11 protein-coding genes are annotated in these 13933 nt (G+C 71.0%); 4 read left to right on the top strand and 7 right to left on the bottom strand.

Going from position 1 to position 13933, the window contains the following annotated elements:
- Positions 1-114: 114 nt before the first annotated feature.
- The gene (locus OTB19_RS08645; protein WP_267797457.1) at positions 115-2328 is read left to right on the top strand and encodes an ATP-binding protein; all 2214 of its coding nucleotides are present in this window, start codon (positions 115-117) and stop codon (positions 2326-2328) included.
- 27 nt (positions 2329-2355) lie between these two features.
- Here OTB19_RS08645 and rpsD read toward each other — a convergent pair whose 3' ends face one another.
- Positions 2356-2967, bottom strand: coding sequence for a 30S ribosomal protein S4 (rpsD, locus tag OTB19_RS08650; RefSeq protein WP_030294564.1), 612 nt, complete (start codon positions 2965-2967; stop codon positions 2356-2358).
- A gap of 55 nt (positions 2968-3022) precedes the next feature.
- Here rpsD and OTB19_RS08655 point away from each other — a divergent pair, with 55 nt between their 5' ends.
- The gene (locus tag OTB19_RS08655; protein WP_267797458.1) at positions 3023-3928 is read left to right on the top strand and encodes a DUF2470 domain-containing protein; all 906 of its coding nucleotides are present in this window, start codon (positions 3023-3025) and stop codon (positions 3926-3928) included.
- Here OTB19_RS08655 and OTB19_RS08660 read toward each other — a convergent pair.
- The 5 genes from OTB19_RS08660 to OTB19_RS08680 form a co-directional block, all read right to left on the bottom strand.
- Positions 3919-4632, bottom strand: a complete 714-nt coding sequence (locus tag OTB19_RS08660) for an HNH endonuclease family protein (RefSeq protein ID WP_267797459.1) — start codon at positions 4630-4632, stop codon at positions 3919-3921. The genes OTB19_RS08655 and OTB19_RS08660 overlap by 10 nt on opposite strands.
- 57 nt (positions 4633-4689) lie before the next feature.
- The gene (locus OTB19_RS08665; protein WP_267797460.1) at positions 4690-6039 is read right to left on the bottom strand and encodes a replication-associated recombination protein A; all 1350 of its coding nucleotides are present in this window, start codon (positions 6037-6039) and stop codon (positions 4690-4692) included.
- Between the two features lie 50 nt (positions 6040-6089).
- A complete protein-coding gene (locus OTB19_RS08670; protein WP_053676640.1) occupies positions 6090-6701 on the bottom strand; it encodes a vitamin K epoxide reductase family protein in 612 nt (203 codons plus the stop codon).
- A gap of 191 nt (positions 6702-6892) precedes the next feature.
- Entirely contained in the window at positions 6893-8155 is a 1263-nt protein-coding gene (gene hisS, locus OTB19_RS08675) for a histidine--tRNA ligase (protein ID WP_267797461.1), read from the bottom strand.
- A gap of 10 nt (positions 8156-8165) precedes the next feature.
- On the bottom strand, positions 8166-8885 hold the full coding sequence (locus OTB19_RS08680; RefSeq protein WP_267797462.1) for an MBL fold metallo-hydrolase: 720 nt from the start codon (positions 8883-8885) through the stop codon (positions 8166-8168).
- A gap of 163 nt (positions 8886-9048) precedes the next feature.
- Between OTB19_RS08680 and OTB19_RS08685 the strand changes: the two genes are divergently transcribed.
- Positions 9049-9825, top strand: a complete 777-nt coding sequence (locus OTB19_RS08685; RefSeq protein WP_267797463.1) for a peptidylprolyl isomerase — start codon at positions 9049-9051, stop codon at positions 9823-9825.
- A gap of 201 nt (positions 9826-10026) precedes the next feature.
- Positions 10027-11256 (top strand): DUF349 domain-containing protein, encoded by a 1230-nt coding sequence (locus OTB19_RS08690; protein WP_267797464.1) that lies wholly within the window; start codon positions 10027-10029, stop codon positions 11254-11256.
- A gap of 81 nt (positions 11257-11337) precedes the next feature.
- Here the strand turns inward: OTB19_RS08690 and OTB19_RS08695 are convergent, their stop codons facing one another.
- Positions 11338-13761: a RelA/SpoT family protein gene (locus OTB19_RS08695; protein WP_267797465.1), complete on the bottom strand. Its 2424-nt coding sequence runs from the start codon at positions 13759-13761 to the stop codon at positions 11338-11340.
- Between the last annotated feature and the right edge of the window lie 172 nt (positions 13762-13933).

Below are 13933 nucleotides of genomic sequence, written 5' to 3' on the forward strand. Positions count from 1 at the left end.
ATAAAGGTCGTCGTCCGACCCTATCGCGCCGGAGATCCCCGCCCGTACCGGAATTCCGGAGGCTCGGGGTCCGCCTTGTACGGGGCGCATCCGGACCAGTACTCTCCGTGTCCCATGCGACAGAGACCCCTTCGAAACAGGACCTGGGGCAATCTTCCCTCGGAGCTGAGCGAGTTCGTCGGCCGGGGTGACGAACTCGACGGGTTGGAACGGCTCCTCGGGACCTCGCGGCTCGTGACGGTGACCGGGGTCGGGGGCGTGGGCAAGTCCCGGCTGGTGCTGGCGGCCGCCCGGGAGATGGAGGCGTCCGGGACCCCGGCGGAGCAGGAACGCTACTGCGACGGCGTGTGGTGGGCGGAGCTGTCCTGCGTGCGGGATCCGGCGTTCCTGGAGCTCACCGTGGCGGAGGCGCTCGGGCTGACCGACCACACCACCCGGCCGCTGCGGACCGTGCTGACCGAGCACCTGGCGGTGCGACGGGTGCTGTTGGTCCTGGACGGGTTCGAGCAGCTGGTCGACGAGTGCGCGGTCCTGGTCCGGGAGCTGCTGCGCCGCTCCCCCGGGCTGCGGGTGCTGGCCGCGGGCCGGCGTCCGCTGGAGGTGGAGGGGGAGCTGGTCTTCCCGCTGGCCCCGCCGGCTCCCGGGGAGGCCCTGGCCCTGCTGGCGAGCCGGGCGGCGGCCCTCGATCCGGCCTTCGAGGTGACGGACGCCAACCGGGCGGCGCTGATCGGGCTGTGCGAGCGGCTCGACGGGATCCCGCTGGCGCTGGAGCTGGCGGCGGGCCGGCTGCGCGCACTGGCCCCGGAGCAGCTGTCGGCCCGGCTGGCGGACCGGTTCGCCCTGCTGACGGGCGGGGCGCGCGGGGCGTTGCCGCGGCACCGGACGCTGCGCACGGCGATCGGCTGGAGCCACGAGCTGTGCACGCCGCCGGAGCGCCTGCTGTGGGCGCGACTCTCGGTCTTCGCAGGGCAGTTCGACCTCGACGCCGCCGAATACGTGTGCGCCGGTCGGGACCTGCCGGTGGAGTCCGTGCTGGACCTGATCGGGGAGTTGCTGGCCCAGTCGCTGCTGGTGAAGGAGGAGACCCCGGCCGGGGTGCGCTACCGGATGCTGGAGACCGTGCGGCTGTACGGCGCGGGCTGGCTGGAGTCGCTGGGCGACGCCGGGCAGCTGCGGCGCCGGCACCGGGACTGGTACATGGGGCTGGCGACCTGGTGCGAGCTGGACTGGTTCAGTCCGCGTCAGCGGGAGGTGGCCGCGCTGGTGGAGGCGGAGCTGCCGAACCTGCGGCTGGCCCTGGAGTGCTGCCTCGAAGAACCGGAGGACCTGCATCTGGGCCAGTACCTGGCGGGCACCCTCTGGTTCTACTGGGCGGGCTGCGGCCGGCTCACCGAGGGCCGGCACTGGCTTGACCGCACGCTGGAGCACGCTCCGGGCCCGGAGTACGAGAGTTCGCGGCTGAAGGCGCTCTGGGTGCTGGGGTACGTGGCCGCCCTCCAGGGCGACGCGGTGGCCTCGATGAGCGCACTGTACGAGTGCCGGGACGGCGCGGCCCGCACCGGGAACCCGGTGGCCGCTGCGTACGCGGTGCACCGCCTGGGCTGCCTGGCCCTGGTCTCGGACGACATGGCACGGGCCCGGGAGCTGTTGGGCACGGCGCTGGAGCGCTACCGCGAGGCCGGTGAGCTGAACAGCAATGTGTTGATGTGCCAGGTGGAGCTGGCGATGTCGCTGGCGTTCCTGGGGGAGCCGGCCGGCGCGCTCTCGCTGTGCGAGGAGGTCCGGGAGATCTGCGAGGAGCGCGGGGAGCTGTGGACGAAGGCGTACGCGCTGTACGTGCTGGCGTACGCGGCGCTGGACGCCGGGGACACGGGACGGGCCAGGTCGCTGCTGACCGAGTGCGTGGAGATCAACCACGCGTTCCGGGACCTGGTGGGGTTGGTCCTCGCGGTCGAGCTGCTGGCCCTGGTCACGGTGACGGAGGGGCATCCGACGGAGGCGGTGGTGCTCCAGGGCGCGGCCGAGCCGATGTGGGACGGGGTCGGGCTGCGGCTCTTCGGCTCGGGGTACTTCAACGCGCCCCGGCTGATGTGCCTGGAGCGCGCGGGCGAGCTGATCGGCGCGGAGCGCTGCGCCGCCGCCGCCCGACACGGGCGCGCCCTGTCGCCGGACGCGCTGGTGGAGCGGGCGTTGCGGGGGCCGGAGCCGGCGCCCGCGGTCGCGCTGCCGAGGCCCCGTACGATGCCGACCCGGACGGCGGGCCGCGCCGGGTCGGGCGCGGGAAACAGGAAGCCCGCCGGCTCCCCCAAGGGGGAACCGGCGGGCTGACCAGCCTGTGAGGCTACGTCCGCCGAATCAGCGGGCGTAGTACTCGACGACGAGCTGCTCGTCGCAGATGACCGGGATTTCCTTGCGGTTCGGGTCGCGGTCCAGGCGGAAGGCCAGGGCCTTCAGGTTGACCTGCAGGTAACGGGGGGTCTCGCCCTCGCCTGCGTAGCCACCCTCACGGGCAACCTGGAACGGAACCTTCTCGCGGCTGCGCTCGCGCACCGTGATGACGTCGTCCGGGCGGACACGGAACGACGGCTTGTCGACCTTGCCACCGTTGACCTCGATGTGGCCGTGAACGACCATCTGGCGAGCCTGGTAGATGGTGCGGGCGATGCCCGAACGCAGGACCAGCGCGTCGAGGCGACGCTCGAGCTCGACGACCAGCGCCTCGCCCGTCTTGCCTTCGGCCTTCTTGGCGCGGTCGTACGCGCGGGCCATCTGACGCTCAGAGATGTCGTACTGAGCGCGCAGACGCTGCTTCTCCAGCAGACGAACCTTGTAGTCCGAGTTCTGCTTGCGGCCACGGCCGTGCTCGCCCGGCGGGTAGGGGCGGGCCTCGAAGTACTTGACGGCCTTCGGGGTCAGCGCAATGCCGAGGGCACGCGACTTCTTGACCTTGGGTCGCTTCTGGTTCACGTGGAACCTACCTCCATGTAAGTTAGGTGAGGCTTACCTTAGCGAGGAGGACGTAATGTCTCGACCACATGGGATCCCCCTGCCCAGTGCGCGTCGAAGTTCAGATTCCAACGAAACGGAATCTGCTTTCGACGACGATAAGCAAGGTCAGCCGCGTCCCAGGGAAGGCGTTCGGCAGCTCACCGGAGCCGAACGCGTACGAACCCTCGTAGAGTCCAACGCCTCAGTATCCCTCACGCTCCCGGGTGCTTTCGACCAGGAAGAGTTCGGGACAGGGCTGCCGGCCGCTCGGACCGTCACCCCGGACGGGGACGTGATTCTCCTTGTTTCCGGGGAATCCGCGGCTGCCAGGGCAGCCGCTCACGCCCAGGACGACGACCTCACCGCCGTGATCGAGATCACGGATGTGGCGCCGGTGTCCGTGCCCCATCGTATCCGAGGCCGCGCGTGGCTCGCCGGGTGGCTGACGCCGGTGCGCGGGGACGACCGACCGGCCTGTGCGGCGCTGCTCGCGGAGCGCCGTCCGGTGGGCGAGCTGCTGGGCATGTCCGAGTCGTTGGACGCCCCGTACTCGGGCCGCCCGGCCTGGATGATGCTCCGCCTGGAGGTCGGCGAGATCTCGGTGGACGACCTGTGGGGCGCGGAGCAGGTGGACCCGGACGACCTGGCGTCGGCGGAGCCGGACCCGATGGTCGCCCACGAGACGGAACTCCTCCAGCACCTCTCCGCCGCCCACGGCGACCGGATCGCGGACCTGTGCGGGCTGCTCGGCGCACGCGAGGCGCAGGGCATGAAGGGCGTCCCGCTGGCCCTCGACCGGCTGGGGCTGCGCGTGCGCTTCACGGGCGGCGACCCCTCCGCCGCCTTCGACGCCCGCTTCGACTTCCCGGAGCCGGTCTCGGACATCTGCGGCCTGCGCCGGGCGATGCACACGCTCTTCTCGGCGGCCGGTCACCCCTGAGGGCAGGTCCCCAGCATCTCGACGAGGGCGGTCTTCTCCGGTGGCGTCACGGACAACCCGTACGTCGCCTTGATGCCGGTGTAGCGCCGGGCGTACTCGCACCAGTACGCCCGCCGCGGGGGCTTCCACTTGTCGGCGGTCCTGCTGCCCTTGTCCTGGTTGGTCTGCTTGTCCACGGCGAGCAGGACGTTCAGGTCGTTGGCGTACTCCAGCCTGCGCTGCGGCGTCCAGGCGTGGGCCCCGCCCCGCCAGGCGGCGCCCAGCGCGACGACGTGGTCCGTCTCGATCCCGGAGGCGCGGCGGTAGGTGTAGGGGATCTCCTTGCCGGTGTACGGGTCGTGCAGCACTCCGGAGAGCACCACGCAGGGGTTGCGGTCCCCCTCCCGGAGCTGCCGGAGGTCCCTGCGGAGCACGTCGTCCCGGGTGTCGCAGCCGTTGCGGCCGCCGAGGGCGTCGGTCTCGTCCGACCAGTAGCGGCCGAAGTTCTCCCGCTTGTAGGTCTGCCAGTTCCTGCCCCACTCGACCTTGAGCGCGGCCAGCCGGGCGGCCGCCTCCCGCGCGGTCGGCGGGAAGCCGGGGCTCGTGAGCGGCGCCCCCGAGACGAGCGCCGCGATGCCGGCGGGGCTCTTCTCCCCGTCCCCGTGATGGCATCCGGCGGCCAGCAGCACGGCCGCGACGGCGATGAGCGGAGCCCGACGTCCCATGCCCGGAGCCTAGGCCGTCTCCTCCGGATCTCGCCCGACCCACGCCGCCCCGGGCCGCTACGACCCGCGCAGGCGCTCGCGGACCTTCTCCACCACGTCCGCGTACCGCGCCTCGGCGCCGTACCGCGTCGGCTCGTAGTACCGCTTGCCGTGGATCTCGTCCGGCGCGTACTGCTGCGCGGCAATGGCGCCGGGGACGTCGTGCGGGTAGACGTACCCGACGGCGTGACCCAGCTTCGCCGCCCCCTTGTAGTGGCCGTCGCGCAGGTGCGTCGGGACGGAGCCCGCCAGCCCGGCCCGTACGTCGGCCAGGGCGGCGCCGATCGCGGTCGTGGCGGTGTTCGACTTGGGTGCCAGGGCCAGCGCGATCGTGGCGTGCGACAGCGTCAGCGCCGCCTCCGGGAAGCCGATCATGGCCACGGCCTGGGCGGCGGCCACGGCCAGCGGCAGGGCCGTGGGGTCCGCCAGACCGATGTCCTCGCTCGCGGAGATCATCAGGCGTCGCGCGATGAACCGGGGGTCCTCCCCCGCGTCGATCATCCGCGCCAGGTAGTGCAGCGCCGCGTCCACGTCGGAGCCGCGGATGGACTTGATGAGGGCGCTCGCCACGTCGTAGTGCTGGTCGCCGTCCCGGTCGTAGCGCACGGCCGCCCGGTCGACCGCCTCCTCGACGGTTTCGAGGGTGATCTCCTCCTCGCCCTTGGCGATGGCCGATCCGGCCCCCGCCTCCAGAGCCGTCAGGGCCCGCCGGGCGTCGCCGCCGGCGATGCGCAGCAGGTGGGCCTCCGCGTCGGCCGGCAGGGTGACGGCTCCGCCCAGGCCCCGCTCCTCCTCCAACGCCCGCTTCATCAGGGCGCTCAGGTCGTCGTCCGTCAGCGGTTCCAGCGTCAGCAGCAGGGAGCGCGACAGCAGCGGGGAGATGATCGAGAAGTACGGGTTCTCCGTGGTGGCCGCGATGAGGGTCACCCAGCGGTTCTCCACGGCCGGGAGCAGGGAGTCCTGCTGGGCCTTGCTGAAGCGGTGGATCTCGTCGAGGAAGAGGACGGTCTCCTTGCCGTACCCGCCGGCCGCGCGTCGGGCGCCCTCGATGACGGCCCGGACCTCCTTCACGCCCGCCGTGATCGCGGACAGTTCCACGAACCGCTTCTGCGTCGCCTGGCTGACCACGTACGCGAGGGTGGTCTTCCCGATGCCGGGCGGTCCCCAGAGGATCACCGACGAGGCTCCGGCCGGTCCCCCGGCACCCTCGCCGACGAGTCGGCGCAGTGGCGAGCCGGGCTTCAACAGGTGCTGCTGGCCGACGACCTCGTCCAGGGTGCGCGGACGCATCCGGACGGCGAGCGGAGAACTCGACGGGTCCTTCTCCTGGCGGTCCTCGGCTGCGGCGGTGAAGAGATCTGGTTCCACACGGGAAGCCTATGCGAGCCCACCGACACCGCCGTCGGGCTGCGCCGGGCTCAGGAGGTCCAGAAGTCCCACCAGCGGGTCAGGATCAGCATGCCGATGATGCCGACGTGCAGCACGGGCACGACCCACGTGAACTCGTCGAAGAAGGCCTTCAGCCATCCCGGGGCGGGCAGCAGCCCCTGGCGGACGTTGTGCGAGGTGACGTACCAGAACATGACGATGGTGGCGACCCAGGCCAGGCAGCACCACAGGCACAGCGAGTTGATGTTGTACAGCGACTGGTACATCAGCCAGGTGCAGAAGACGACGCCGAAGAGGGTGCCGGCGTTCAGGGTGAGCCAGTACCAGGGCCGGAAGCGGGCCCCGGCGAGCAGGCTCATGCCGACGCAGATCACGATCGCGTAGGTGACCAGACCCAGCATCGGGTTGGGGAACCCGAAGACGGAGGCCTGGTCGCTCTTCATGATGTTGCCGCAGGAGACGATCGGGTTGAGGCTGCACCCCGGCGTGAAGTTCGGGTCCTCCAGCAGCTTGAACTTGTCGATGGTGATCACCCAGGCGGCGAGCAGTCCGGCCGCTCCCGTGATCACCAGAAGGAGCGCCAGGGCCCGGCTGCCGCCGTGGGTCCGGGCGGCGTCCGCGTCAGCACCTGTTGTCGTCATACCCGCCCGCTCCGCATCTGCAAGGTCATCAAGCACCGGCCATTGTGCCGTACGGGGCTGTGCGCGCACCGTTCGATGGGCATAAGGAGGCCGGCCCGAGGGGCGCCGGGCGGTGCTCGCCCCCCGGAAACGCACGGGAGGGGCGGGGTCCGGGAGCGGTCCCCGGCCCCGCCCCTCCCGGGCGGTCTCGGTCAGGCCAGCCTGGAGCGGAGCACGTCCACCAGGTCCGTCAGGGCCACCGGGCCCTGCTCGCCGGACTGCATGTCCTTGAGCTGGACGACGCCTTCGGCGAGGTCGCGCTCGCCAAGGACGGCCGCGAAGCGCGCCCCCGAGCGGTTCGCGTCCTTCATCGCGCCCTTGAGGCCCTTGCCGCCGAACGCGAAGTCGGCGGCGATGCCGGCCCGCCGCAGCTCCGTGACCTTGCCGAAGAGCACCCGGCGGGCCTCCTCGCCGAGGGCCACGCCAAAGACGGAGGTCGCGGCGGGGATGTCCAGCGTCACGCCCTCGGCCTCCAGCGCGAGGACCGTCCGGTCGACGCCCAGCGCCCAGCCCACCGACGGCAGCGACGGGCCGCCGATCATCTCGGACAGGCCGTCGTAGCGACCGCCGCCGCCGACCGCCGACTGCGAGCCCAGGCCGTCGTGGACGAACTCGAAGGTGGTCCGGGTGTAGTAGTCGAGGCCGCGCACCAGCTTCTCGTCGTCCTCGAAGGCGACGCCGGCCGCCGTCACCAGGGCCCGCACCTCCTCGTGGTACGCCTTGCACGCGTCGCAGAGGTAGTCGCGCAGCATCGGCGCCCCGACGAGCTGCTTCTGCACGTCCTCGCGCTTGTCGTCGAGCACCCGCAGCGGGTTGATCTCGGCGCGGCGCACGGTCTCCGCGTCCAGGTCGAGCCCGCGCAGGAAGGTCTGGAGGGCCTCCCGGTAGACCGGGCGGCACTCCTTGTCGCCCAGCGAGTTGAGCAGGACGCGGAAGTTGCGCAGGCCCAGCGTGCGGTACGCCTGGTCGGCCAGGATGATCAGCTCGGCGTCCAGGGCCGGGTCCTCGGAGCCGATGGCCTCGGCGCCGACCTGCGAGAAGTGGCGGTAGCGGCCCGCCTGCTGGCGCTCGTAGCGGTAGTACGAACCGGAGTACCAGAGCTTGACGGGCAGCAGGCCGGCCTTGTGCAGGTTGCCCTGGAGCGCCGCGCGGAGCACCGACGCGGTTCCCTCGGGGCGCAGGGCGAGCTGGTCGCCGCCCTTGGTCGTGAGGGTGTACATCTCCTTGCTGACGATGTCGGTGGACTCGCCGACGCCGCGCGAGAAGAGCTCGACGTTCTCGAAGCCGGGGGTCTCGACGTACCCGTAGCCCGAGTTCCTCAGCGGGCCCGAGATCGCCTCGCGCACCGCCAGGAAGGTCGCGGAGCGGGGGGGCAGCAGGTCGTACGTGCCCTTGGGGGCCTGAAAAGTACTCACGAAACTCTCGTCACATTCCTCGTCGTGGAGTGGCGTTGCCGTCTCCGCGGTCCGGGCCGCCGGCGGCGACTTCCCGCAGGTACGGGTTGGTCGCGCGTTCGCGCCCGATGGTGGTCTGGGGACCGTGGCCGGACAGCACCACCGTCGAGTCGTCCAGCGGCAGGCACACGCGGGCCAGCGACCGGAGCATCTCGGCGTGGGAGCCGCCGGGCAGGTCGGTGCGTCCGACGGAGCCGGCGAAGAGCAGGTCGCCCGAGAAGAAGACCGGCGGGATGTCGGCCGCCTCGGGCATCCTGAACGTCACCGACCCCTCGGTATGCCCGGGCGCGTGGGCCACCGAGAAGTCCATCCCGGCCAATCTCAGGGCGGCGCCGTCGGCCAGTTCCCGGACGTCGTCCGGCTCGCCGATGGTCAACTCGCCCATGAGGGGCATCCCGATGGACCGGCCGAGGGCCTTCTCCGGGTCGCTCATCATGTAGCGGTCGGCGGGGTGGATCCAGGCCGGCACGTCGTGCGCTCCGCACACCGGGACCACCGAGGCCACATGATCGATGTGGCCGTGGGTGAGGACGACCGCGACGGGCTTGAGCCGATGCTTCCTCAGCGTGTCCTCGACGCCCTGGGTGGCCTGGTGGCCCGGGTCGATGATCACGCACTCCTCACCGGCGGCGGGGGCGACCACATAGCAATTGGTCCCCCAGGCCCCGGCGGGGAACCCGGCAATCAGCACGTTCGTCCTCAATCGTCGTCCGATGGGAGCCACACAAGCGGCCGCGGATGGAAATACCGCTGCTCAGAGCCTACCGGCGCCGCTCATTACACAGCGAACCCATATACGGTACGGCCTAGCCCAGCCCGGACAGCGGTACCAGAGACGTACAAGGAGACGACCGGTGGTCACGAGCGATCAGCGTCGGCGACAGCTCGCCAGGGAGAAGTACGAGCGCCAGCAGGCGAACCGGGCCGCGGCCCGGCGCAAGGCGCGCCGCAACATGGCGGTGATCGGTGCGGCGGTGGCCGTGGTCGTCGCCACGCTGATCGGCCTGGTGGTGGGAGGCGTCTTCGATTCGAAGGAGACGAAGGCGACCGACCCGACGGACACCCCGTCGTCCTCGCCCTCGCCCAAGCAGTCGCCGCCGGCGATGGCGATCGACCAGAAGGCGAAGTACACCTTCGACCTGAAGACGAACGCGGGCCCGATCAAGTTCGAGATGGACGCGGCGAAGACCCCGCAGACCGTCAACTCGTTCAAGTCGCTCGCCGACAAGGGCTTCTTCGACAAGACCAAGTGCCACCGTCTGGTGACCGGCGGGATCTTCGTGCTCCAGTGCGGCGACCCCGAGGGCACCGGCACCGGCGGCCCCGGCTACACGATCCCCGACGAGAACCTCGACTCCCTCGGCAAGCCGAACGACCAGGGTCAGGTCGTCTACCCGGCCGGCACGGTGGCGATGGCGAACACGGGTCAGCCGGGCAGCGGCGGCAGCCAGTTCTTCCTCGTGTACAAGGACAGCCCGCTGGCTCCCTCGTACACGCCGTTCGGCAGGATCGACGCGGCCGGACTGAAGGTCCTGACGGAGATCGCCAAGGCGGGGACCGCCGACGGGGCCCAGGACGGGGCCCCGAAGAACGGTGTGACCATCGAGAAGGGCGTCGTCACCAAGAACTGACCGGGGACCGAGTGACCGGCGGCCCGAACCCGGCCGGCCTCCCGCCCGTGCGTCGACATTGCGTCGTGCGGGATGCGGACAGCCGGCCCGGCGGTCGCCTATGTTGGCGTTGTGCAGGGCGGGCGCGGCCCGCCCCAGGAAACTGTGGACGATGCCCAGGGGGGGTGAACCCCTCGCAAGGCATCAGGTGGAGGAGGCGCTGTGAGCAGCGACCCGTGGGGCCGTGTCGACGAGACCGGCACCGTGTACGTGCGTACTGCCGAGGGCGAGCAGGTCGTCGGCTCGTGGCAGGCGGGCACCCCTGAGGAGGCCCTGGCCTACTTCGAGCGCAAGTACGAGGGCCTGGTGGTCGAGATCGGCCTCCTCGAACGGCGGGTGCGGACCACCGATCTGTCCGCCAAGGACGCCCAGACGGCCATCGACCATCTGCGGACGCAGTTGGACGAGCACCACGTCGTGGGTGACCTCGACGCCCTGCGCGTCCGGCTGGACAAGCTGGTCGCGACCGTGGAGTCGCGGCGCGAGGAGCGCAAGGTCCAGAAGGCCCGGCAGGCGGACGAGGCCCGTGCGGCCAAGGACGCCCTGGTCGTCGAGGCCGAGGAACTGGCGCAGAGCGAGCAGTGGCGCAGTGCCGGTGAGCGGCTGCGCGCCCTGGTGGACATCTGGAAGGGCCTGCCCCGCCTCGACCGCAAGTCGGACGACGAGCTGTGGCACCGCTTCTCGCACGCCCGTTCCGCCTTCTCCAAGCGTCGCAAGGCGCACTTCGCCTCGCTCGACGCGCAGCGCGAGGACGCCCGCAAGGCCAAGGAAAAGCTGGTCTCGGAGGCCGAGTCGCTGTCGAAGTCGACGGACTGGGGTCCGACGGCGGCCCGTTACCGCGAGCTGATGGAGAGCTGGAAGGCGGCGGGTCGGGCGCAGCGCGAGTCCGAGGACGACCTGTGGAACCGTTTCCGCGGTGCGCAGGACGTCTTCTTCGCCGCTCGCAGCGAGGTCTTCGCCGAGCGCGACGCCGAGCAGACGGAGAACCTCAAGCTCAAGGAGGAGCTGGCCGACGAGGCCGAGAAGCTCGTCCCGATCACGGACCTGAAGGCGGCCCGTGCCGGCTTCCGCTCCCTGAACGAGCGCTGGGAGGCCATCGGCCACGTACCGCGCGACGCCCGTCCCAAGGTCGAGGGGCGGATGCACGCCGTGGAGCGGGCCATCCAGGAGGCCGAGGAAGGCGAGTGGCGACGTACGAACCCGGAGGCCCGGGCGCGTGCGGCCGGTCTGACGGGTCAGCTGCAGGCGGCGGTCGACAAGCTGCGCGGGCAGATCGACGCGGCGCGGGCCTCGGGCAACAACGCGCGGGCCGACAAGCTCTCCCGCGAGCTGGAGGGCCGCCAGGCGCTGCTGGACCAGGCGCTCAAGGGCCTGGAGGAGTTCGGCGGCTGACGCCGGCTCGACACCTGCGAACGGGCACCACCGGATTCCTCCGGTGGTGCCCGTTCGGTGTTCGGCCCCGGGGCCCGCGGGCTAAGGCCTGCGGGCGGAGGTGACGCGGTAGACGTCGTAGACGCCCTCGACGCCGCGTACGGCCTTCAGGACGTGCCCCAGGTGCTTCGGGTCGCCCATCTCGAAGGTGAACCGGGAGGTGGCCACCCGGTCCCGCGAGGTCTGCACGGCCGCCGACAGGATGTTCACGTGCTGGTCCGACAGGACCCGGGTGACGTCGGACAGGAGTCGGGACCGGTCCAGCGCCTCGACCTGGATGGCGACGAGGAAGACGGACGACTGGGTCGGCGCCCACTCGACTTCCAGCATCCGCTCGGGCTGCTGGGAGAGGGAGTCCACGTTGACGCAGTCCGCGCGGTGCACGGACACGCCGCTGCCCCGCGTGACGAACCCGATGATCGGGTCGCCCGGCACCGGGGTGCAGCAGCGGGCCAGCTTGACCCAGACGTCGTCCACGCCCTTGACGACCACGCCCGGATCGGCGTTGGCGCGGCGCTTGGACTTGCCGCGCGCCGGCGGGATGCTCTCCTCGATGTCCTCGTTGGCGGCCTCCTCGCCGCCGAGGGCCTGCACCAGCTTCTGGACGACGCCCTGCGCGGCCACGTGGCCCTCGCCGATCGCCGCGTACAGGGACGAGATGTCGGGGTAGCGCATCTCGTGCGCGAGGGTGACGAGCGAGTCTCCCGTCAGGATGCGCTGGATCGGCAGGTTCTGCTTGCGCATGGCCCGCGCGATGGCGTCCTTGCCGTGCTCGATCGCCTCGTCACGGCGCTCCTTGGAGAACCAGGCACGGATCTTGTTGCGGGCCCGCGGGGACTTGACGAAGCCCAGCCAGTCCCGGGACGGTCCGGCGCCCTCGGCCTTGGAGGTGAACACCTCGACCAGGTCGCCGTTGTCGAGGGTCGATTCGAGCGGTACCAGCCGCCCGTTGACCCGCGCTCCTATCGTGCGGTGACCCACTTCGGTGTGCACGGCGTACGCGAAGTCCACCGAGGTGGCTCCCGCCGGCAGCGCTATGACGTCGCCCTTGGGCGTGAAGACGAAGACCTCGTTGCGGGAGAGGTCGAAGCGCAGCGAGTCCAGGAACTCGCCCGGGTCCTCGGTCTCCTTCTGCCAGTCCAGCAGCTGCCGCAGCCACGCCATGTCGTTGACGGTGTCCTGGCCGGCGCTGCCCTTGGCCGCCTGCGGCACGTCGGTGCGCACCTTGGAGGTGCCGGCGACGGTCTGCTGCTTGTACTTCCAGTGGGCGGCGATGCCGTACTCGGCGCGGCGGTGCATGTCGAACGTGCGGATCTGGAGTTCGACCGGCTTGCCGCTGGGCCCGATGACCGTCGTGTGCAGCGACTGGTACATGTTGAACTTGGGCATCGCGATGTAGTCCTTGAACCGGCCGGGGACCGGGTTCCATCGCGCGTGCACGGTGCCGAGGGCCGCGTAGCAGTCCCGGACGGTGTCCACCAGGACCCGGATGCCGACCAGGTCGTAGATCTCCGCGAAGTCGCGACCGCGCACGATCATCTTCTGGTAGACGCTGTAGTAGTGCTTGGGCCGGCCGGTGACGGTGGCCTTGATGCGAGCCGCCCTGAGGTCGGTCTGCACCTCGTCCGTGACGACGGTGAGGTACTCGTCGCGCTTGGGCGCCCGCTCCGCGACCAGACGCACGATCTCGTCGTACATCTTGGGGTAGAGGATCGCGAAGGCGAGGTCCTCCAGCTCCCACTTGATCGTGTTCATGCCCAGCCGGTGGGCCAGGGGCGCGTAGATCTCCAGCGTCTCGCGGGCCTTCTTCTCCTGCTTCTCCCGCTTGAGGTAACGCATGGTGCGCATGTTGTGCAGGCGGTCGGCGAGCTTGATGACCAGGACCCGGGGGTCCTTGGCCATGGCGACGACCATCTTGCGCACGGTCTCGGCCTGCGCGGCCTCGCCGAACTTGACCCGGTCGAGCTTGGTGACCCCGTCGACGAGCAGCGCGACGGCGTCGCCGAAGTCGCGTCTGAGCTGGTCCAGCCCGTACTCGGTGTCCTCGACGGTGTCGTGCAGCAGGCCCGCCATGAGCGTCGCGGGGTCCATGCCGAGTTCGGCGAGGATCGTGGTCACCGCGAGCGGGTGCGTGATGTACGGGTCGCCGCTCTTGCGCTTCTGGCCTCGGTGCCAGCGCTCCGCGACCTGGTACGCCTGCTCGATCTGGCGCAGCGTCGCCGACTCGATCTTCGGGTCGTTGCCGCGGACTATGCGGAGCAGGGGTTCCAGCACCGGGTTGTACGGGTTGGAACGCTGTACGCCGAGGCGCGCGAGCCGGGCGCGCACCCGGTTGGAGGACCCGGCCGGCTTCACCGGAGCGGGCTTGACCGGCGGAGTCGGCGGGGGCGTGGCTGCGGCCGCCGCGGCCTCCTCGGGCTGCGGGTCGGGCTGCGCGGCGGAGATTGGCTGGACCTCGTCTGGCAAGAGCGCTCCTCAAGCGGATCCGGTGCCCCGGTCAGGTCCGGATAACCCATGGTAGCGAGGGTTGCGCCGGCTCGTTCCCCTCGGCCCCGGCTCCCCCGCCGCCGCCCGGGCACGCCCCGATCCGCCGGCGTTCGCACGCACCGGGTCCCCGGCGGAGTGCGCCGCGCGCCCC

It is taken from the genome of Streptomyces sp. H27-H5, assembly GCF_026627505.1.
GTDB lineage: Bacteria > Actinomycetota > Actinomycetes > Streptomycetales > Streptomycetaceae > Streptomyces.

Coding starts and splice junctions, on each gene's coding strand:
- OTB19_RS08645 (WP_267797457.1), top strand. CDS start 115: ATGCGACAGAGACCCCTTCGAAACAGGACCTGGGGCAATCTTCCCTCG.
- OTB19_RS08655 (WP_267797458.1), top strand. CDS start 3,023: ATGTCTCGACCACATGGGATCCCCCTGCCCAGTGCGCGTCGAAGTTCA.
- OTB19_RS08660 (WP_267797459.1), bottom strand. CDS start 4,632: ATGGGACGTCGGGCTCCGCTCATCGCCGTCGCGGCCGTGCTGCTGGCC.
- OTB19_RS08670 (WP_053676640.1), bottom strand. CDS start 6,701: ATGACGACAACAGGTGCTGACGCGGACGCCGCCCGGACCCACGGCGGC.